This window comes from Bradyrhizobium sp. LjRoot220, from assembly GCF_964252915.1.
In the GTDB taxonomy this organism is placed as follows: Bacteria; Pseudomonadota; Alphaproteobacteria; order Rhizobiales; family Xanthobacteraceae; genus Bradyrhizobium.
This window is the reverse complement of sequence record NZ_CAXUPS020000005.1, coordinates 93,286-114,452: the sequence shown is the minus strand read 5'-3', so window position 1 is coordinate 114,452 and position 21,167 is coordinate 93,286. Positions and strand designations below refer to the sequence as shown.

Annotated in this window: 17 protein-coding genes; 7 read left to right on the top strand and 10 right to left on the bottom strand. The window is 64.5% G+C overall.

Features of this window, described 5'->3' with window-relative positions:
* Positions 1-40: 40 nt before the first annotated feature.
* Complete coding sequence (locus ACSQ84_RS21790) at positions 41-1,051, bottom strand: TRAP transporter substrate-binding protein (protein WP_436213763.1); 1,011 nt, start codon at positions 1,049-1,051, stop codon at positions 41-43.
* A 269-nt stretch (positions 1,052-1,320) separates the two neighbouring features.
* Here ACSQ84_RS21790 and ACSQ84_RS21785 point away from each other — a divergent pair, with 269 nt between their 5' ends.
* Positions 1,321-1,956 carry a GntR family transcriptional regulator gene (locus ACSQ84_RS21785; RefSeq protein ID WP_436214083.1) on the top strand — a complete coding sequence of 212 codons (636 nt, stop codon included), beginning with the start codon at positions 1,321-1,323 and terminating at the stop codon, positions 1,954-1,956.
* Positions 1,957-1,975: 19 nt separating this feature from the next.
* Positions 1,976-3,706 (top strand): FAD-dependent oxidoreductase, encoded by a 1,731-nt coding sequence (locus ACSQ84_RS21780; RefSeq protein WP_436213762.1) that lies wholly within the window; start codon positions 1,976-1,978, stop codon positions 3,704-3,706.
* On the opposite strand, the gene ACSQ84_RS21775 is transcribed toward ACSQ84_RS21780, so the two are convergent.
* From ACSQ84_RS21775 to pcaF, 4 genes are all read right to left on the bottom strand, one after another.
* Complete coding sequence (locus ACSQ84_RS21775) at positions 3,699-4,592, bottom strand: dioxygenase (protein ID WP_436213761.1); 894 nt, start codon at positions 4,590-4,592, stop codon at positions 3,699-3,701. The two genes, ACSQ84_RS21780 and ACSQ84_RS21775, sit on opposite strands and share 8 nt — an antisense overlap.
* A 156-nt stretch (positions 4,593-4,748) precedes the next feature.
* A complete protein-coding gene (pcaG, locus tag ACSQ84_RS21770; protein ID WP_436213760.1) occupies positions 4,749-5,354 on the bottom strand; it encodes a protocatechuate 3,4-dioxygenase subunit alpha in 606 nt (201 codons plus the stop codon).
* Positions 5,355-6,056, bottom strand: a complete 702-nt coding sequence (gene pcaH, locus ACSQ84_RS21765) for a protocatechuate 3,4-dioxygenase subunit beta (protein ID WP_436213759.1) — start codon at positions 6,054-6,056, stop codon at positions 5,355-5,357.
* 215 nt (positions 6,057-6,271) lie between these two features.
* Positions 6,272-7,480: a 3-oxoadipyl-CoA thiolase gene (gene pcaF / locus ACSQ84_RS21760; RefSeq protein WP_436213758.1), complete on the bottom strand. Its 1,209-nt coding sequence runs from the start codon at positions 7,478-7,480 to the stop codon at positions 6,272-6,274.
* 378 nt (positions 7,481-7,858) lie between these two features.
* On the opposite strand from pcaF, the gene mutS reads away from it, so the two are divergent.
* The gene (gene mutS / locus ACSQ84_RS21755; protein ID WP_436213757.1) at positions 7,859-10,615 is read left to right on the top strand and encodes a DNA mismatch repair protein MutS; all 2,757 of its coding nucleotides are present in this window, start codon (positions 7,859-7,861) and stop codon (positions 10,613-10,615) included.
* Positions 10,612-10,890: a hypothetical protein gene (locus tag ACSQ84_RS21750; protein WP_436213756.1), complete on the top strand. Its 279-nt coding sequence runs from the start codon at positions 10,612-10,614 to the stop codon at positions 10,888-10,890. The genes mutS and ACSQ84_RS21750 overlap by 4 nt, the downstream gene beginning before the upstream one ends.
* A gap of 4 nt (positions 10,891-10,894) precedes the next feature.
* Here the strand turns inward: ACSQ84_RS21750 and ACSQ84_RS21745 are convergent, their stop codons facing one another.
* Together ACSQ84_RS21745 and ACSQ84_RS21740 are read right to left on the bottom strand one after the other, a co-directional pair.
* The gene (locus ACSQ84_RS21745) at positions 10,895-11,695 is read right to left on the bottom strand and encodes a hypothetical protein (RefSeq protein ID WP_436213755.1); all 801 of its coding nucleotides are present in this window, start codon (positions 11,693-11,695) and stop codon (positions 10,895-10,897) included.
* Positions 11,696-11,837: 142 nt separating this feature from the next.
* On the bottom strand, positions 11,838-12,347 hold the full coding sequence (locus tag ACSQ84_RS21740) for an OsmC family protein (protein WP_436213754.1): 510 nt from the start codon (positions 12,345-12,347) through the stop codon (positions 11,838-11,840).
* Between the two features lie 203 nt (positions 12,348-12,550).
* Between ACSQ84_RS21740 and ACSQ84_RS21735 the strand changes: the two genes are divergently transcribed.
* Positions 12,551-15,349 carry a [protein-PII] uridylyltransferase gene (locus tag ACSQ84_RS21735; protein WP_436213753.1) on the top strand — a complete coding sequence of 933 codons (2,799 nt, stop codon included), beginning with the start codon at positions 12,551-12,553 and terminating at the stop codon, positions 15,347-15,349.
* Positions 15,350-15,575: 226 nt separating this feature from the next.
* Complete coding sequence (locus ACSQ84_RS21730; protein WP_436213752.1) at positions 15,576-17,816, top strand: fused MFS/spermidine synthase; 2,241 nt, start codon at positions 15,576-15,578, stop codon at positions 17,814-17,816.
* Between the two features lie 57 nt (positions 17,817-17,873).
* On the opposite strand, the gene ACSQ84_RS21725 is transcribed toward ACSQ84_RS21730, so the two are convergent.
* From ACSQ84_RS21725 to ACSQ84_RS21715, 3 genes are all read right to left on the bottom strand, one after another.
* The gene (locus tag ACSQ84_RS21725) at positions 17,874-18,278 is read right to left on the bottom strand and encodes a nuclear transport factor 2 family protein (RefSeq protein ID WP_436213751.1); all 405 of its coding nucleotides are present in this window, start codon (positions 18,276-18,278) and stop codon (positions 17,874-17,876) included.
* Positions 18,279-18,480: 202 nt separating this feature from the next.
* The gene (locus ACSQ84_RS21720; RefSeq protein ID WP_436213750.1) at positions 18,481-19,023 is read right to left on the bottom strand and encodes a methylated-DNA--[protein]-cysteine S-methyltransferase; all 543 of its coding nucleotides are present in this window, start codon (positions 19,021-19,023) and stop codon (positions 18,481-18,483) included.
* Complete coding sequence (locus ACSQ84_RS21715) at positions 19,004-20,503, bottom strand: AlkA N-terminal domain-containing protein (protein ID WP_436213749.1); 1,500 nt, start codon at positions 20,501-20,503, stop codon at positions 19,004-19,006. Before ACSQ84_RS21715 ends, ACSQ84_RS21720 begins: the two co-directional genes overlap by 20 nt.
* Positions 20,504-20,786: 283 nt before the next feature.
* On the opposite strand from ACSQ84_RS21715, the gene ACSQ84_RS21710 reads away from it, so the two are divergent.
* On the top strand, positions 20,787-21,149 hold the full coding sequence (locus ACSQ84_RS21710) for a DUF1304 domain-containing protein (protein ID WP_436213748.1): 363 nt from the start codon (positions 20,787-20,789) through the stop codon (positions 21,147-21,149).
* Positions 21,150-21,167 lie beyond the last annotated feature (18 nt).

The window sequence follows — 21,167 nt, the reverse complement described above, 5'->3', positions numbered from 1 at the left end:
GCTGGACGGCAGCCCTGCTTGCGCTGATATCAGCGGCGCGTCACTTGACCTCTTTGCGGACCCGATCAAGCTCCGCGTTGAACAGCTTCACTGTGTCCGGCTTCAGCGCTGCCGAGATCTTGTCGACCACGGGCTGGGCGGCTTTACGCATCCGCTCCAGCTCTGCCGGCGCCACGGCGTTGTAGGTCATGCCCTTGGCCTGCAATTCGGAGAGCGCCTTTTCGGTCTGCAGGCGCGTCTGCTCCTTCTGGTAATCGCGGCTTTCGTTATACGCCTCTTGCATCATCTTCTGCTCGGCCGGCGACAGCTTGTCCCAGAAGATCTTGCTGACGATGATGATGTTCTCGGTGAAGGTGTGGTTGGTGGCCGAGACGTATTTCTGAACCTCAAAGAATTTGTTGGAGAGAATCACCGTGTAGGGATTTTCCTGACCATCGACCGTGCGGGTTTCCAGCGCCGTGTAGAGTTCACCGAACGCCATCGGGATCGGATTGGCCTTGAAGGCGCTAAAGGACTCCAGATAGACCGGATTCGGAATCACGCGCAGCTTGAGGCCGGCGAAATCCTCCAGCTTCATGATCGGATGCTTGCTGTTGGTGACGTTGCGGAAGCCGAGCCCCCAATAGCCGAGCCCGACCAGTCCGCGCTGCGGCAGCGCGTCGATCATCGCCTTGCCGAACGCGCCCTGCACCAGCGCGTCGGCCTGGTCGGTGGTGGTGACGATGAACGGGAAATCAAGCAGGCCGAATTCCGGAATGACGGTCGCCAGCGAGGTCGTGGAGGCCGACAGCATTTCCTGCGTGCCGCCGCGCAGCGCCGATTGCTGCTGCAACTCATTGCCGAGCTGGGATGACGCAAACTCGCGGATCTTGAGCTTGCCGCCGCTCTTGGCAAGCAGGATTTCGGCGAATTTCTTCACGCCGAAGCTGACGGGATGGTCGGTGTTGTTGAGGTGCCCCCAACGAATGGTCCGCTCCTCTTGCGCGGACGCGGGGCCGACCAAAAGCGCGGCGCCGAACACGGCCGCGGACAGAACTGCAAACAGCCTCATCTCAACCTCCCCTGAACGATCCGGTGCCCAGCCACGGCTTTTGCCGCGATTTTTCGTGTCGGCCCGGTCCTTTTTCGGTGGAAACCATATAGCGAAATCATTGTCAAATGATAATCAATGAAATATATGAGGTTTATGTTTTTACCGGATGAATGACATTTGCGGTAAAGCCGCCATTCGCGGTTATGTTTCGCCTGCGAGTCGTCCAGCCGTCGCGGGCCCAAGAGCGGAATTGAACCTTGACGATCCCGGTGCAGCCCCAGTCCCCCATGTCGGCCGGCGACAGCGGCTATCGCCGCATCCGCTCCGACATCATTTTCGGCGTGCTCAATCCGTCCGGACGGCTGAAACTCGACTCGATGAAGGAGGATTACGGCGTCAGTGTCAGTACGCTGCGCGAGATCCTCAACCGGCTGGCCTCGGAAGGCTTTGTCGTTGCCGAAGGCCAGCGCGGGTTTGAAGTAGCTCCGGTCTCGATCCAGAATTTGCGCGAGCTCGCGCAGCTGCGAATCCTGCTCGAACACCACGCGATGACGGAATCCTTCCGGGCCGGCGACATGGAGTGGGAAGGCCGCGTGGTGTCGGCGCATCACAAGCTGGCGGCCACCGAGCGCGCCATCCTCACCGCGGGCGACGATCCCGAATTGCGCAAGCGCTACGACGGCGAATTCCACCAGGCCTTGATCTCGAACTGCGGCTCGCGCGAACTGATGCAGACCCATGCCGTCGTGTTCGACAAGTACTTCCGCTACGCCCTGCAATACCGCGGCAGCGCCACGATCGCGCAGCATCAGGCCTTGCTGGATTGCGCGCTGAAGCGCGATGCCGAGGGCGCGAAATCGATCCTGACCGAGCATATCAACAGCTGCGTGGCGCATGCGCTGGCGATCGGGACGTTGAAATGAGCTATTTGGCCTGAGTGTCGTGACCGGCCGCCAGACAGAGAACCGCCGCTGGGATGCCGAGACCGATCTGCTGGTGATCGGCGCCGGTGCGGCGGGCATGACGGCGGCTCTGGTCGGCGCGCTCGAGGGCCTCAAGGTTATCATCTGCGAAAAGTCCGACATGGTCGGCGGCACCACCGCGACCTCGGCCGGCACGGTGTGGATTCCCGGCAGCCGGCAGAGTGCGGCGGCCGGCGTGCCCGACTGCGTCGAGGCTGCCAAGACCTATCTTGGGGCGATATTGGGCGACGACGCCGCCAATGATGTACGGCTCGCCGCTTTTCTCGCGACCGGGCCAACGGTGCTCGACTATCTCCAGCAGAGAACCAGTGTGGCCTTTGCGCCGCCGCCGGTTCATCCCGATTACCACGCCCAGCCGGGTGCCGCGCTTGGCGGCAGGGCGCTGGGTGTTTTGCCATTCGACGGACGAAAGCTCGGCGAGGACTTCGCGCGGGTGCGGCCGCCGCGCCGGGAATTCATGGTGCTCGGCGGCATGATGGTCGGCAAGACGGACATTCCGTCGTTGCTGCACCCGTTTCGCTCCGCGCAGAATTTTGCCAACGCGACGCGCCTGCTGGCGCGGCAGGCGCTGGATCGTATCAGGCATCCGCGCGGAACGCGCCTGATCATGGGCAACGCGCTGGTCGCGCGGCTGCTCTACAGTTTGAAGCAGCACGCCGTCGCGATTCGCTACCAGACCCAACTCAGCGAATTGATCGAAGACGATGGGAGAATCATCGGCGCGGTCTTCACGACAAACGATAGCGAGGTCAACATTCGCGCGCGGCGCGGCGTTGTGCTGGCGGCCGGCGGCATCGGCTGGAGTATCGAGCTGCGCAGCCGGCTGTTTCCGGAAGCGACTCAGCGCTATTCGCTTTCGCCCGACAGCAACACCGGTGACGGCATTCTCGCCGGCGAACGCGCGCATGGCGAACTCGCGCAAGACATCCGGAGCCCGGCGCTGTGGATGCCGAGTTCGGTGATGCCGCAAGACGACGGCCAGCTCTCGGTATTCCCGCACATCATGCTCGATCGCGCCAAGCCCGGGCTGATCGCGGTCAACAGATCAGGCGTCCGCTTCGTCAACGAGGCCAATTCGTATCATGACTTCGTCGAAGGCATGCTGCGGTCGCATCGTACGACTGCGAGCATCCCGGCGTTCCTGATCTGCGACCGCAGCTTTATCCGCGACTATGGCCTCGGCCTGATCCATCCGGGGACGCGCGATCTCACGCGCTTCAGCAAGTCGGGCTATCTGTTCCAGGGCGACAGCATCGCTGCACTGGCGCAGGCCATCGGCGTCGATGGCGACGCGCTGGCCCGCACCATCGAACGGCACAATCGATTTGCCGAGAGCGGCACCGACGAGGATTTCGGCCGGGGGATGAGCGAACTCAACCGCTTCAACGGCGATCCCACCAACAAGCCGAACCCGTGCCTGCGCAGGATCGGTCCCGCACCCTATTTCGCGGTGGCGGTCTGGCCTTCCGACCTAGCGAGCAGCGCAGGCTTGCGCACCGACGCCAACGGCCGCGTGCTGACATCCGGCGGAGCACCAATCCCCGGCCTCTATGCCGCCGGTGCCGACGCCGCCTCGATTTTCCGCGGCACCTATCCCGGGCCCGGAACCATGATCGGCCCCGCCATGGTGTTTGCCTGGCGCGCGGCGATGGACATCGCCGGCAAGTCGAACGAGCTGGGCCCTACTTGATCGGCGGGCGCGGCAGCACGGCCTCGCCGGCTTCCATCCGGTAGACGTAGTCGAGCGAATACCAGGGCGAGCCGACGTCATTGGCAGTCGGATGCGCCTCGTCATGCCGTATGAATTCGCCGATCAGCGCTTTTGTGACGCCGAACTGCACGTCGCTGTCGATATGCGGATCGGCGGGATCATAGACCTGCGAAATCAGAACCTTGAAGCCGGGCTTGAAGATCAGCGCATGCAGATGCGCCGGCCGATAGGGATGGCGGCTCTGCGCCTTCAATAGCCGCCCGACCACGCCATCCGTCGGAATCGGATATCCGACCATCATCAAGGAGCGAAACGCGAAGCGCCCGTCCGCATCGGTGGTGAATTTGCCGCGCAGGTTCATCTCGGCTTGTTCAGGATCCTGATTCTCGTAAAGCCCGACCGGCGAGGCGTGCCAGATGTCCACCTCGGCGCCCGCGATCGGATGGCCGGCATGGTCGACGACGCGCGCGGCCACGAACAGCGCCGCGCCCGGCGTATCGGACCGGACGATCGAGCCGCCGTTTTCAACGCGCGGCGAATTCAGCCGCCAGAACGGCCCGAGCAGTGATTGCGCCGTCTCGGTGTTGCCCTGATCGCCATTGTTGAGAAGGCACACCAGCGAGGACACGCCGAGCGAGCCCGCTATCAGCACAACTTCATTGTGGGTGTCGGTCGATTGCTTGCCCAGTTCGGCGAGGATGGCCGTGGCTTCGCGGAATTCAGCCTCGGTCAGCCTGACGTCGCGGACAAAGCCGTGTAGATGCTTGACCAGCGACACCATGATCTCGCGCAGCCGCGGATCGGACGTTCGCTCCATCACGGCAGACGCGGCAACCGTGACATCCTGCTCGCGCCCGATGATCATGCCACGCTCCCTCAACTCGCACTCTTTCCGTCATCCTGAGGTGCGAGCGCAGCGAGCCTCGAAGGATGAGTACGGCCCGTGGCCCATCCTTCGAGGCTCGCCAGCGGTGCAAGTGCACCGCAGGCTCGCACCTCAGGATGACGTCTGCGTGCTTGCCTAGACGTCGAAGAACACCGTCTCGTTGTCGCCCTGCAAATGGATATCCAGACGATAGACCGCCTTGCCGGGCTGGCGCGTCGCGATCAGCGTGGCGCGGCGATCGGCCGGTACCAGCGCCAGCACCGGATCATCAGCGTTGGCAGCCTCACCGTCGAAATAGATCCGCGTGTAGAGATGCAGCAGCATGCCGCGCGCGAACAGCGCGAGCACGATATGCGGCGCCTGCGGCTTGCCGTCGGGATCGGGCACGATGCCCGGCTTGATGGTGTCGAAAGCATAGCCGCCGCCGGCATCGGTGCCGCAGCGGCCAAAACCCTTGAAGGATGAATTGGGCAGCGCGCGCTTGTCCTGCGGATCGGAGAATCGGCCCTGCGCGTCGGCCTGCCAGATCTCCAGCATGCAATCCGGCATCGGCTGGCCGTCACCGTCGAACACCCGGCCCTCGACGCGGATGCGCTCGCCCGAGGTATCTGATGTCACCAAATTATTGGAGAACGCGTCGTTCCAGTCGTATTTGCCGTTCGAGGTCAGGCCATAGGCGAAATATGGGCCGACGGTTTGAGACGGGGTAACGCCTTCCGGCTTGCTCTGGGCCTTGGACACTTACTTGGTCTCCATCGGCGTGGCGTTGCGCCCGCGCAGCACAATGTTGAAGCGATAGCACAGCGCCCAATCCGGCTTGGTGTTTTCGAGGTCGAAATCGGACACCATCCGCATCCGCGCCTTCTCGTCCGTCACCGAATTGAAGATCGGATCGAACGGGAACAGCGGGTCGCCGGGGAAATACATCTGCGTGACCAGCCGCGAGACGAAGGAGTGGCCGAACACCGAGAAGTGGATATGGGCCGGGCGCCAGGCGTTGTGGTGGTTGCCCCAGGGATAGGCGCCCGGCTTGATGGTGATAAAGCGGTAATAGCCTTCGCCGTCCGACTGCGTGCGGCCCGCACCGGTGAAGTTCGGATCGAGCGGCGCCGGATGCTGATCGACGACGTGGATATAGCGGCCGCAGGCGTTGGCCTGCCACAATTCGACCAGCGCGTTGGGCACGCCGCGGCCGTCTTCATCGAGTACATGGCCGTGCACGATGATGCGCTCGCCGAGCGGCTCGCCCTTGCCCTGCAGCGTGAGGTCGTGATCGTTTTCGCGCACCGTCTCGTGGCCGTACACCGGCCCGGTCAGCTCCGACAGCGTATGCCGCATCGGGATCAGCGGCTTGGTGGGCGAACGCTTCACCGTGCTCTTGTAGCCGGGCGACAGCCGCGGCGGATGCGCAGTGAGGCTTTGCAGCGGATACGATAATGTCATGACGAATTCCTCCCTGGCCTGACCGGTGAGCCCCGCCGTCTGGATCATTATATGATATAACTAATCCGGAAAAGCGGTCTTTTGCGGTTGATAGCCGACATTCTCCCCTCATCCTGAGGAGGCCGCAGCGCGGCCGTCTCGAAGGATGTGGCCGCGCTCGGGCCTCATGGTTCGAGACGCGCGAAGACGCGCTCCTCACCATGAGGAGTAGCAGTTCAATTCAACTTCTCGATCGCCATCGCAACGCCCTGGCCGACGCCGACGCACATGGTGGCGAGTGCGCGTTTCCCGCCGCGCTTCTCCATGCCGTGCACCGCCGTCATCGCCAGCCGCGCGCCGCTCATGCCGAGGGGATGGCCGAGGGCGATGGCGCCGCCATGCGGATTGACGAAATCGGCATCGTCCTGGACGCCCAATTGCCTGAGCACAGCAATACCCTGCGAGGCAAAAGCTTCATTGAGCTCGATCAAATCGAAATCGCTGATCTTCAGCCCGAGCCGCTCCATCAGCTTGCGGGTCGCCGGCACCGGGCCGATGCCCATGATGCGCGGCGGCACCGCGGCCGAGGCGAGGCCGAGGATGCGCGCCCGCGGCGTCAGCCCGTGCTTCTTCACGGCCGCTTCGGAAGCGAGGATCATCGCGGCGGCGCCGTCATTGACACCGGACGCGTTACCCGCCGTCACCGTGCCGGGATTGCGCACGATCGGCTTCAGTTTGGTCAGGCCTTCCAGCGTGGTCTCGGGGCGCGGATGCTCGTCCTTGTCGACGGTGATCGGACCGGCCTTGCCGCCGGGCACCGAGACGGGGGTGATTTCTTCCGCAAAGTAGCCGGAGGCGATCGCGGCGCCCGCGCGCTGCTGCGAGCGGATCGCGAATGCATCCTGATCGGCACGCGACACCTGGAATTCCTCGGCGACGTTCTCGCCGGTCTCCGGCATCGCATCGACGCCATATTGCGCCTTCATCAACGGATTGATGAAGCGCCAGCCGATCGTGGTGTCATAGATATCCGCCGAGCGCGAAAACGCTTCCGGCGCCTTGCCCATCACGAACGGCGCCCGCGTCATCGATTCGACGCCGCCGGCGATGGCAAAATCGATCTCGCCGGCGCGGATCGCGCGGCCGCCGGCACCGACGGCATCGAGGCCCGACGCACAAAGACGATTGAGGGTCTGGCCGGGAACCGAATCGGGCATGCCCGCCAGCAACAACGCCATACGCGCGACGTTGCGGTTGTCCTCGCCGGCCTGGTTGGCGCAGCCGAAAAACACCTCGTCGACCTGGGTCCAGTCCAGATTGGGATGCTTCGCCATCAGGGCCTTGATCGGGATGGCGGCCAGATCGTCGGCGCGCACCTTGGCGAGCGAACCGCCAAACCGGCCGATCGGGGTCCGTACGGCATCGCAAATGAACACATCACGCATTGAATCTCTCCCTGAACGCCGCGTTTGGGCCGTTGACCCCACTGAATTGATGGCGAGTTTTAGGAGCGGCGTCGCGGCAGGTCAATTGACGTTGACAGCAACGCAGATGGTCTGTTCCCTCCCCCTGCCGGCCGGGTTCTCGCAACGCGTCGTCCCGGCCTTGAGCCGGGACCCATACTCCGCAGCAGCAGTTGTTAGCATGGTATCTGCCACCATTGGCTTACCGAGGGGCCGCGGCGTATGGATCCCCCGATGCGCAATTGCGCATCTGAGATCGCGTCCGCTGCGCTCACTTGTCCGGGACGACGGGGGAAAACGTGGATTCTCAGGGCAAAGCAATAGGACCGAGGGACAAAATTTTGTAGTTTGCGCCCCGCAATGACGATCCAGCAATCCATCTCCGCGCCCATGCCACCTGAAACCACGCCGGCCACCGAGCCGACGGCTGCCGACGCGACAGCGCGCGTCACGCCGATGATGGAACAATACCTCGAGATCAAGGCCGGCCATCCCGGGCTGCTGCTGTTCTACCGGATGGGCGATTTCTACGAGCTGTTCTTCGAGGACGCCGAGATCGCCTCCAAAACGCTCGGCATCGTGCTGACAAAACGCGGCAAGCATCAGGGCATGGATATACCGATGTGCGGCGTGCCGGTGGAGCGCTCCGAGGATTATCTGCATCGGCTGATCAATGCCGGCCACCGGGTCGCGGTGTGCGAGCAGACCGAGAATCCCGCAGCCGCCCGCGCGCGCGGCAACAAGAGCGTGGTGAGCCGCGGCGTGGTGCGCCTGGTGACGCCGGGCACGCTGACCGAAGACACCCTGCTCGATGCCAAGACCAATAATTACCTGCTGGCGATCGCGCGGGCGCGGGGATCTGCCGGCGGCGACCGCATTGGCCTGGCCTGGATCGATATCTCGACTTCCGAATTCATGGTCACGGAATGCTCGACCGCCGAACTTGCGGCGACGCTGGCGCGGATCAACCCCAACGAAGTCATCGTCACCGACGCGCTCTATGGCGATGCTGATCTCGGCCCAAGCTTGCGCGAACTGCCGGCGGTGACGCCGCTGACCCGTGACGTGTTCGACGGCGCCACCGCCGAACGGCGGCTGTGCGATTATTTTGCGGTGGCCACCATGGACGGCCTGTCCGCCATGTCGCGGCTGGAAGCAACGGCCGCGGCCGCCGCCGTCACCTATATCGATCGCACGCAGGTTGGAAAGCGCCCGCCGCTGTCGCCGCCGTCGCGCGAGGCCGCCGGCACCACGATGGCGATCGATCCGGCGACCCGCGCCAATCTCGAATTGACGCGCACCTTGGCGGGCGAGCGGCGCGGCTCGCTGCTCGACGCGATCGATTGCACCGTGACCGCGGCCGGATCGCGGCTATTGGCGCAACGTCTCGCGGCGCCGCTCACCGACAGCGCCGCGATCGCGCGGCGGCTGGATGCCATCGCCACCTTCGTCGCCGACAGCTTTGCGCGTGAGGATATCCGCGCCACCCTGCGCGCCGCGCCCGACATGTCGCGCGCCTTGGCGCGATTGTCCGTCAGCCGCGGCGGGCCGCGGGATCTTGCGGGCCTGCGCGACGGCATCCTGGCCGCCGATTCTGCGCTGGCGCGGCTCGCGCAGCTTAATGCGCCGCCAGCGGAGATCGCAGCCGTGATGGAGGCGCTGCGCCGCCCCTCGCGCGGTCTGGCGCGCGAGTTCGAACGGGCGCTGGCTGAGCAATTGCCGCTGATCAAGCGCGACGGCGGTTTTGTTCGCGAAGGCTATGAGCCCGCGCTCGATGAGAGCCGCAATCTGCGCGACGCCTCGCGCCTCGTTGTCGCCGCGATGCAGGCGCGCTATGCCGATGATACCGGCATCAAGGGTCTTAAAATCCGCCACAACAATGTGCTGGGTTATTTTGTCGAGGTGACGGCCCAGCACGGCGATAAATTGATGGCGCCGCCGCTGAACGCGACCTTCATCCATCGCCAGACCCTGGCCGGACAGGTCCGCTTCACGACGTCAGAACTCGGCGAGATCGAAGCCAAGATCGCCAATGCCGGCGACCGTGCGCTCGGGCTCGAACTGGAAATCTTCGAACGGCTGTCGGCGTTGGCACTTAACGCCAGCGACGATCTGCGCGCCGCAGCGCACGCCTTTGCGCTGCTCGATGTCGCAACCGCGCTGGCAAAACTCGCAGTCGACGACAATTATGTGCGGCCCGAAGTGGACGGCTCGCTCGGCTTTGCCGTCGAAGGCGGCCGCCATCCCGTGGTCGAGGCGGCGCTGAAGCGCGACGGCCAGCCGTTCATCGCCAACGCCTGCGATCTTTCGCCGGGACCTGCGCAAACTTCCGGCCAGATCTGGCTGATCACCGGCCCGAACATGGCGGGTAAATCGACCTTCCTGCGGCAGAACGCGCTGATCGCGCTGCTGGCACAGATCGGCAGTTACGTGCCGGCGTCACGGGCGCGGATCGGCGTCGTCGACCGGCTGTTCTCGCGCGTCGGCGCTGCCGACGATCTGGCGCGGGGACGTTCGACCTTCATGGTGGAAATGGTCGAGACCGCGGTGATCCTCAACCAGGCCAGCGAGCGCTCGCTGGTCATCCTGGATGAGATCGGCCGCGGCACCGCGACCTTCGACGGGCTGTCGATCGCCTGGGCCGCGATCGAGCATCTGCACGAGAGCAACCGCTGCCGCGCGCTGTTCGCGACGCACTATCATGAACTGACCGCGCTCTCGGCCAAGCTGCCGCGGATGTTCAACGCCACCGTGCGCGTCAAGGAATGGCAGGGCGACGTCGTATTCCTGCACGAGGTGCTGCCGGGTTCGGCCGATCGCTCCTACGGCATCCAGGTCGCCAAACTCGCCGGCCTGCCGCCGGCCGTGATCGCACGCGCCAAATCGGTGCTGGCAAAGCTCGAAGCCCAGGACCGCGGCCAGACCGCCCGCGCCTTGGCTGATGACCTGCCGCTGTTCGCGGTGCCGTCGCGCGCCGCGGCTGAAGCTGCGCCGCCGAGCGAGGCGGAGCAGTTGCTCGACGCGGTGAAAGCGCTGCATCCGGACGAGATGTCGCCGCGCGAGGCGCTGGAGGCGCTTTACGCGCTGAAAACACTGGCAAAAGAACGCAAGATTTGAAGCGCGCCGCGAAGCTGCTCGCGTGGACCGCGCTGGTGTACGGCGCGCCGCCCATGCTGCTGCTGATCTCGGGGCTGTTTGAAGGCGGCTGGCGCATCTTCGTGCTTCTCGGACTGATCGCGCTGCCGCTGCTGCCGCTGATCCTGATGCAGGATTCAAGCAGCTGGCGAACGCCCGCAGCGATCGTGCCACTGGCGGTAGCCGTGCTCTCGCTGGTGGCTTCAACGCTGCTGTATTTGCTCCTGTTCGGCTACATTCAATGGAGAGTACCGTAGGCCGTCATTCCGCACGTGCCGCCTTCCTCCGTCCGTTCCACCACAGCGCCAGATTCCAGCCGACGCAGGTCGCAAGCGCGAGGCTCAGCCCGATCGTCGAGCCGAACCGCAACGCGGCGACGTGCAACACCGCAATGGCGAGGCCCAGCCCGATCAGGCCCCAGGCGCTGTTGGCGAGCACGGCCGCGGTCGGCGGCCCGCCGATGCGCGGATGCAGGATCAGCATCATGGAAGTGAACACCACCGGAAACAGCGCGAGGATGCCGCTCACCTTGGGGCCGACCCAGCCCGACAGCGTCACAACGGTTGCCACCAGCGTTGCGACCAGGGATGCCCGCAGGGGGATGTCGTACCAGCGCCGCACGACCGGCGGCATCTTGACGTGGCGATAACGCGCGAGCAGCGGTACGCAGATCGCATAGGCGATGGCGTTGACGGTCAGGCCGCCAGTCAGCGTCCAGTGTACCGAGCGAATAATCGAGGCGAGCGCGATCCACACCGCGACCGCGGCGAGGCAACTGATGACCGCGTTGTGGCGTTGCGCCAGCACCACGTATGTGAGCCCCAGAAAGATCGTCGCGGCGTTGATCGGCAGGCTCGCCAGCGCCCCCTCGGCGATGAACGCGGCGTCATGATCGAGCGCGAGGAACAGATAAGACGGCCCCGCCGAAATCGGCAGCGTCGCGATCAGCGCGCCGATCACCGGACCTGAGCGCTCGGTGATGATGGACGCCGTCACCACGAACGCCGCGGTGATGACCATGCGCAGGACGAGCGTCAGGAGGAAGGCGTTTTCGGGGGACATTATTTGTCGTCCCTGCGGACGCAGGGACCCATAACCACATCTGTTCGTGTGGCGCGAAAGGCGTTGAACGGCGGTTGTTGAAACGAGGGGCCGCGGCGTATGGGTCCCTGCGTTCGCAGGGACGACATCTCATTTGCAGCGCTCACACCCGCTTCATCGACACCGCGACCTTCGGGCCGCTCTTGATGGTCTGATAGACCACGCAATAGCGTTCGGTGAGTTTCAGCAAGAGATCGAGCTTGTCCTGCGGCGCGTCGGTTTCAACATCGAAGCGCAGGCGGATCTCGGCGAAACCGACCGGGGCTTCCTTGTCGACGCCGAGCGTGCCGCGGAAATCCAGATCGCCCTCGGCGATGACGTGGCCGGACTTGAGCGGCACTTCGACCGCGGTCGCGACCGATTTCAGCGTCACGCCGGCGCAGGCGACCAGCGCTTCCAGCAGCATGTCGCCGGAACACAGTTCGAGTCCGGAACCGCCGGTGGCGGGGTGCAGGCCGGCCATCGCGATCGCCCGGCCGGTTTCGACCTTGCAGGCGATGCCTTCATGGTCGATCGAGCCCTTGGCTTTCAGGGTAATGACGGCGGCGGAGGGATCGGACTTGTAGCGCTCCTTGATCGGGGCCTGCATCGCTCGGAGTTCGGCGGCGTCCATTTTCTTCTCCCGGCTATTCTTTTGTAGGTCCGGATTTAAAGCGTTATCGGGCCGATGTCACCCAGTAAGGTATCGGCGTTGAAAAAATCTTGTGATAGTTCAATGTGTTATATCCGCATATCAGCTGGATTCCCGGCATGAATGTGCCGCCACTGCACAATCATCCGTGACAGCGTCGGCGCCGTCCGATATCGGGTTAGATCATGGATAGCGTTGTGACCGAGGACCGCCCTCAAGCAGATGACCGTTTCGATACCGCGCGGATCACCGCCGCGATCGACGCGCTCGCCGAGAAAAATGCCGGCCGCGAGGACGTGTTCCGCTCGGCGATGGCGCAACTGCTCAAGGCCGAGATGATCGCGGCGCGCAAGGTTGCGCAGGCGGTGCTGCTGAAGGACCGGCACGGCCGCCGCTGCGCGGAGCGATTGTGCTTCGTGCAGGACGAAATCATCCGCATCCTCTATTCCGCCGCCACGCGGCATCTCTATCGCTCGCATGTCCGATCGGGCGAAGAGCGGATGTCGGTGGTCGCCACCGGTGGCTATGGCCGCGGCCTGATGGCGCCGGAATCCGACATCGACCTGTTGTTCATCCTGCCCTACAAGCAGACCGCCTGGGGCGAGCAGGTCGCCGAGGCGATCCTCTATTGCCTGTGGGACATGGGGCTGAAGGTCGGCCACGCCACGCGTTCGGTCGATGAATCGGTCCGGCAGGCGCGCGGCGACATGACGATCCGCACCGCCATCCTCGAGACACGCTTTTTGACCGGCGACCAGCCGCTCTACGACGAATTGGTCGCGCGTTTCGACAAGAACGTCGTGCAGGGCACGGCGGCGGAATTCGTCACCGCCAAACTCGCCGAGCGCGAGGAACGCCACCGCCGCGGCGGCCAGTCGCGCTATCTGGTCGAACCCAACGTCAAGGACGGCAAGGGCGGCCTGCGCGACCTGCACACGCTGTTCTGGATCGCGAAATACGTCTATCGGGTACGCGAGACCGACGAGCTGGTTGAGCGCGGCGTGTTCGACGCGCAGGAATACCGCACCTTCCGCCGCTGCGCCGACTTCCTGTGGTCGGTGCGCTGCAACCTGCATTTCGTCTCCGGCCGCGCCGAAGAGCGGCTGTCTTTCGACATGCAGCGCGAGATCGCGGTCCGTCTCGGCTATACCTCGCATCCCGGCATGCAGGATGTCGAACGCTTCATGAAGCACTACTTCCTGGTCGCCAAGGACGTCGGCGACCTCACCGCGATCCTGTGCGCCAAGCTGGAAGACGAGCAGGCCAAGCCGGCGCCGGTGCTGAGCCGCGTGGTGGCGCGGTTCCGGCCCGGCGGCGCCAAGCGCCGGCGCGTGCCCGACAGCGACGATTTCATCATCGACAACAACCGCATCAACCTCGCCGCACCCGACATCTTCAAGCACGATCCGGTCAATCTGATCCGGATCTTCCGGCTCGCGCAGAAGAACAACCTCGCCTTCCATCCCGACGCGATGCGTACGGTGACGCGCTCGCTCAAGCTGATCAACACCGGCTTACGCGAAAATCCGGAAGCCAACCGCCTGTTCATGGAGATCCTGACGTCCGACAACGCCGAGACCGTGCTGCGGCGCATGAACGAGACCGGCGTGCTCGGCCACTTCATCCGTGCCTTCGGCAAGATCGTGTCGATGATGCAGTTCAACATGTACCACCACTACACGGTGGACGAGCATCTGATCCGCTGCGTCGGCTTCCTGCAGGATATCGAGCGCGGCGGCAATGACGAGTTCACCGTCGCCAGCGACCTGATGCGAAAAATTCGCCCCGAACACCGCGCGGTGATCTACATCACCACGCTGCTGCACGACATCGCCAAGGGCCGGCCCGAGGACCATTCGATCGCCGGCGCGAAGGTGGCGCGGCGGCTGTGTCCGCGGCTCGGCTTCAACGCCGCCGACACCGAGACGGTGGCGTGGCTGATCGAACAGCATCTGACCATGTCGACGGTGGCGCAGTCGCGCGACCTGTCGGACCGCAAGACCATCGAGAATTTCGCCGCCGTGGTGCAATCGGTCGAGCAGATGAAGCTGCTGACGATCCTGACCACCGCCGATATCCGCGGCGTCGGCCCCGGCGTCTGGAACGGCTGGAAGGCGCAGTTGCTGCGCACGCTGTATTACGAAACCGAGCCGGTGCTGACCGGCGGCTTCTCGGAAGTGAACCGCGCGCAGCGCATCGCGGTGGCGCAGTCGGAATTCCGCGCCGCCTTCACTGAGTGGCCGGAGCAGGAACTCAACGCCTATGTCGCGCGGCATTATCCGGCGTACTGGCTCAAGGTCGAGTTGCCGCGAAAGATCCGCCACGCGCGGTTTCTGCGGGCCAGCGAACAGGCCGGCCACAAGCTTGCGATCAATGTCGGCTTCGACGAAGCGCGCGGCGTCACCGAACTGACGATCCTGGCGACCGACCATCCCTGGCTGCTGTCGATCATCGCCGGCGCCTGCGCGTCCGCGGGCGCCAACATCGTCGACGCGCAGATCTACACCACCACCGACGGCCGCGCGCTCGACACCATCGCGATCTCGCGGGAATACGACCGCGACGAGGACGAGGGCCGCCGCGCCACGCGGATCGGCGAGATGATCGAGCAGGTGCTGGAAGGCAGGTTGCGGCTGCCCGAAGTGGTGGCGCGCAAGGCCGCCGCGCGCGGCAAGGCACGGCCGTTCGTGGTCGAGCCTGAAGTGACCATCAACAATCAATGGTCGGACCGCTACACCGTGATCGAGGTTTCGGGCCTCGACCGACCGGGCCTGCTGTACCAGCTGACGACGGCGATCTCGAAGCTCAACCTCAACATCGCCTCCGCCCACGTCGCGACCTTCGGCGAGCGCGCCCGCGACGTGTTCTACGTCACCGACCTGCTCGGCGCCCAGATCACCGCGCCGACGCGGCAGGCCGCGATCAAGAGCGCACTGCTGCATCTGCTCGCCAGCGAGGACGACGCCGCCAAGCCGGCGGCATAACCACCAATTCAGCCGCGCTCGCCTCTGCCGCCTGGGCGGCGCGTTCGCTCTGGTGAACAGATCGCAACTTCCCGCATGGCAATTTGATCGACTGACCGCGTTGTGGCGCTGCAAGCCCCGCGCCGCCGCAAATCGAGGCCATCGCCTTGGGGCCCAACCTCCCCGGCGGCGCAAGCATTGGTTGACCTTTGGGCCCTATATTTGGCCTGACAACCGGAACCAGCAGATGACATCCTTGGAACTGCCGACTGTGGCGCCACCGACAACGGCGTCCCTCACGTCCCGCGTTCGCTTGCTGTGCGTCCTGTTCTTCTTCTCGGGCTTTCCCGCGCTGATCTATCAGCTGACCTGGCAACGCAGCCTGTTCCGGATTTTCGGGGTCAACACCGAATCCGTGACCATCGTGGTCACGGCCTTCATGCTGGGCCTCGGATTGGGAAGCCTTGCCGGCGGCTGGATATCGAAACGGCGCAACGTCAGGGCGCTGCTGCTGCTTGGCATCATCGAGCTCCTGACCGCCGCCTTCGGCCTGGTCTCGCTGGCGATCTTCGAACAGGTCGGCCATCTCGTCGCCGATCTGCCGCTGGCCGCGCTGGCCGCGATCAACCTGCTGCTCGTGTTGATTCCCACGCTGCTGATGGGCGCGACCCTGCCGATCCTCGTCTCATACCTCGCCAGAACCTCCGGCCAGATCGGCAGCGCCGTCGGCACCCTCTATTTCGTCAATACGCTCGGCGCCGGTGCCGCCTGCCTCGCCTGCGCCACGGTCATCTTTCCCTTGTTCGGAATGCATGCGGCGGTCTGGATCGCCGCCGGCATCAATCTCGCCGTCGGCATCGGCGCGATCTCGGTGCATTACGCGCGCCCTGATGTGACGGAGACCTCGCCAGCCAATCACGCCAGATCGCCGGCACGACCGCTGCTGGCGATGCCCTTCGTGACGGTCGTCGCCATGCTCGGCGGCTTCATTTCGCTGTCTTACGAGATATTCCTGTTCCGCACGATCTCTTTTGCGACCGGATCAAGTTCGCTCGCCTTTGCCTTGACGCTCGGCGCCTTTCTCATCGGCATTGCCGTTGGCGCACGAAATGCGGCACAGGCCTGTGACGAACTCGTGCCCCGAGCGGCAATGCGAAAGGCTGCGACGGATCTGATCTGGGCCAATATTTTCGGCGCGGCCTTCCTGCCGCTGATGGCGCAGCTGGCATGGATCGGCCCCGGCGTGATCGGCATCGGCATTGTCGTCATCTATCTGATCGCGCGGCAATGGGGCGCGCTCCTGCCATACCTGTCGCAACTCGGCATTTCCGCCGACAGCCGGGCGGGCATGCAAACCGCCATTCTGTATTTCGCCAACATCCTCGGCTGCGCCAGCGGGGCGGTACTGACCGGCTTCGTTCTGAGCAACTGGCTCGGCCTGAAGGCGATGGCCGTGTTCCTGCTGGCCGGCGGCACCTCGTGCGCCGTGCTGCTGATCGCGGCCCTGCCCGCGCCCGCAACGGAACGCATGCGCCGTGGCGCTATTGCCGCGGCTATCCTGATCATTGGCGCCATCGCCAATCCCGTGATCGCGTCCCGCGTGCTGGAGAACCTCCAGAGCAAGGGCGTCTCCGACCATGGTTTCGCGCAAATCGTCGAAAATCGCAGCGGCATCATCACCGTCGATACCGACGGCACGGTCTACGGCAACGGCATGTATGACGGGCGCTTCAATACCGATCTGAAGACCGACCTCAACGGAATCATTCGTCCCTACGCCTTGAGCCTGTTCCACCCGGCGCCGCGCGACGTCCTGATGATCGGGCTGTCGTCCGGATCGTGGGCCCAGGTCATCGCCAGCAACCCGGCGGTGGCGTCGCTGACCATCGTCGAGATCAATCGCGGCTATCTCGAACTCATCAAGGCGCAGCCCGACGTGCAATCGATCCTGCGCAATCCGAAAGTCCGGATCATCGAGGATGACGGCCGCCGCTGGCTCGGCCATCACCCCGAGATGCGCTTCGATGCCATCGTCTCCAACACGACCTGGCATTTCCGCGCCAACATCACCAACCTGCTCTCGCTGGAATTTCTCGAACTCGTCAAGCAACACCTCAATCCCGGCGGCGTGTTCTTCTACAACACGACCGATTCGCGGCGCGCGCAGCGGACGGCTTGCACCGCCTTTTCGCACGGTGCCCGTTTCACCAACCACATGGTGGTTTCGCAGACGCCGATCGCGTGGGATTTTTCGCGCTGGCGGACGGTGCTGGAGAACTACAGGATCGACGGCAAGGCCGAATTCGATCTGAACGACGCCGCGGACCGTTCCTGGATCGAATCCATCATGACCAGGTACGGCCGCGGCAGCGCCAGAATTGAGGAATGTCCGGAACTGCTGGCTGCGACAACCGACCGGACACTCATCACCGACGACAATATGGGCACCGAGTGGCGTTATTATCTGAACCTCGAACCCCGTTCGTAGCCCAGGCGGCCTGCCAAAAAATCCCGCCCGGGCCGAACGTCCGTGGCGTGATCCCGCTCAGAACTGGGTGATCGGCTCCAGCTTCTCGCCCTTGCGGAAGGCGCGCAGCGGCGCGGTGTCGGTATAGACCCGCTCCTCGATGATCTTGCCGTTTTGGATGCGAAACTTGTCGACGCCGCGCCAGTCGAACCTGGCGCCGTTGACGTTGCGCGTGGTCTGCCATTCGATGATGACGACGTCGCCGCGCGAGGTCCAGTCCAGCAATTGCCAGACGAAATCCGGCGCCGCCGCGGTCTGCACTTCCATCAGGCGGTCGAGTTCATTCCCCGCCACCCGCCGGCCCACCAGCGGCGTATGCAGCGAGCCCTCGGGATGCCAGAGCTCGAGAAAGGCTTTTCCGTCCCGCGCCGCCCACGCGGCGGCAAATCGCGTCACGAATTCCTGAATTTCTGCGTCTGTCATTGGTCGTCTCCGTGGTTGGGATGTGGGGAGACGCTAGGGGTGTCGCGTGAAGCTGTCTGGCGATTTACGGACGTGACATGTGAAGGCGATCGTAGGGTGGGCAAAGCGAAGCGTGCCCACCAATCAAGACGACGAAACAAGATGGTGGGCACGGCGCAAGAGCGCCTTTGCCCACCCCACATTCTCGCAATGACGGCAGAGATCAAACGACGCGTGCTGATGCCTTCAGCACCACCCCCTCATGCTCCAGCAGCCACCGCTTCCGCTCCAGCCCACCACCGTACTTGACCAGCGCGCCGTTGGCGCCGATCAGGCGGTGGCAGGGCACGACGACGCTGATCGGGTTGGAGCCGTTGGCATGACCGACGGCGCGCATGGCTTTTGGCGCGTGCAACCTCGCTGCCAGCGCGCCGTAGCTCATCGTTGTGCCCGCGGGAATCTTCGGCAATGCGGACCAGACCTTTTGCTGGAACGGCGTACCCGCGACGCGCCACTTGATCGTGTTGAGGCGATCGAGGTCACCTCTGAAGTACGCTGTCAGCGCTGACGTCACGCCTTTCGGTGACCGCCCGGCTTCCAATACGACCGCACCATATTGCAGCCGCAGCAACGCCTTCAGGCGTGGCTCATGCTCTTCCCAATCCAGCGCGCGCAGCACGCCGCCGGAATCGGTCACCAGCAGCGCAGTTCCGATCGGCGTTTGCAGCCGGTCGAGATTGAAAGTGTCAGGCGGCTTCGCGCTCATCGATTTTCCCCGATAGCACTGGAGGCCGCACGCCCGCCGCCCACAGATGCAACGCCGCATAGGCACGCCACGGCCGCCAGCGCTCGCTACGCGTCAGCAACTCGGATGGCGATGGTCGTCGGCCTTCAACATCGGCCATCGCGCGCAGCAATCCAATGTCGGCGGCCGGGAACGCATCGGGCTCGCGCAGCTCGCGCATGGCAATGTATTGCGCAGTCCATTCGCCGATGCCCGGCAGCGCCCTCAGTTTCAGAATCGCATCTTCGAGGCTGGCGCCGCGACTGAAGATGGCGGGATCGGCGGCGATGGCCTTTGCCAGCGAGGTCACCGCCATCGCCCGCGCGCCGGGCATGCCGAGCGTGGTCAGGTCGGAGGCCGCGATCCTGGTAACGTCGGGAAACAGGTGGCTGAGGCCCTCGCTCTCTGCCATCGCCGCCGGCAGCGGCTCGCCAAAGGTTTGCACCAGTTTGCCGAGCAGTTTGGTCGCGGCAGGAACCGTGATCTGCTGGCCGAAGATCGCGCGCACCGCGAGTTCGAACCCGTCCCACGCGCCGGGCACGCGCAAACCTGGCCGCGCCGCGACCAACGGGGCCAGCACCGGGTCGAGCGCAAGGTGCGCTCCGATCGTATCGGGATCGGCGGCGAGATCGAATACCCGGCGGACCCGCGCGATGATCTGCGGCAAGACCGCCATGTCGGGGAAGCGAACGGCGACGTCGATCCGGTTCTTGTCCGCCGGCATAACGCTGATCACGCCGCGGTTTGCGCCGATTGCAATGGTGCGGCGATAGCTGTCGCCGGCGACGACCTCGACACCGGGAATGGCGCGGGCGGCGAGAAACGACAGCATCGCGTCCCAGTCATACGGCGGCCGATAGGGAAGACGAACCGACAGCGCGCCGGCTTCACGCCGGGTCTTTTCGCGGGAACGCCGCAATGCGGCCGGCGGACGCCCGAACAATTCCAAAAAGGTTTCGTTGAAGCGGCGGACGCTGTTGAAGCCGGACGCCAAGGCGACCTCGGCCATCGGCAGCGAGGTTTCGTGGATCAATTGCTTGGCAAGCAGCACCCGTCGCGTTTGCGCCACCGCAATCGGCGAAGCGCCGACATGCTGCCGGAACAGCCGCCGCAATTGCCGCCCGCCGACGCCGAGCCGACTGGCCAGACCTTCGACATCGTCCTCATCGAGCCCGCCGGATTCGATCAGCGCCAGCGCGCGCGAGACCGTGTTGGAGCTGCCGCGCCAGAACGCGAGGTCAGGCGACACTTCCGGCCGGCAGCGCAGGCAGGGACGGAAGCCGGCCTCCTGGGCCGCGGCCGCCGATGCATAGAACGACACGTTCTCGAATTTCGGGGTGCGCGCCGGACAGATCGGCCGGCAGTAGATGCCGGTGGTCTTGACGCCGACAAACAGCCGCCCGTCGAACCTGATATCCCGGGTCGAGATCGCGCGATAGCAAGCGGTACGGTCCATATCCATCAGAAAATCATCCACCGTCGTGCAAGGCATGTCCGGCGCGTTGCGCGCCGGGATGCTCAGCTCTCGAAAAATCAGGCAGGTCGTGATGCCCTGGGCGAGCGGGCGCCTTTCCCCTTGATTTCTCGCGCTGCCGTTCGATCGAAAGCATCCGATATCGCGCCCGGCATGTCTCGCGGTTTTCGGACACGGTCATTTTCGTCAGAGTTTCCCATGCCGTCGCACTTTTCACGCCGGACATGCTAGCGTCCACCCGAATTCCGCTGTCGGTTTTGGGGGCCGCCATATGATGCTGATCGCCAATTGCCTGGTCGCGGTGGTCGCCGCGCTGCATATGTATTTTCTGGCGCTGGAGATGTTTCTTTGGGAAAAGCCGCTCGGCCTGAAGACTTTCCGCAATACGCCCGAGAAGGCGAAAGAGACGGCGGTGCTGGCCGCCAATCAGGGACTCTATAATGGCTTCCTCGCGGCCGGCCTCGCCTGGGGCCTGATCCACAGCAACCCGGGCTTCGCGTTCCAAATCAAAACCTTCTTCCTGCTCTGCGTGATCGTGGCCGGCGCGTATGGCGCCGCGACCGTCAGCCGCCGGATATTGTATGTGCAGGCGGCGCCCGCGGCGCTCGCATTGATTCTGCTCTGGCTGGCGTAACGGCGCCGCTACGGCTCC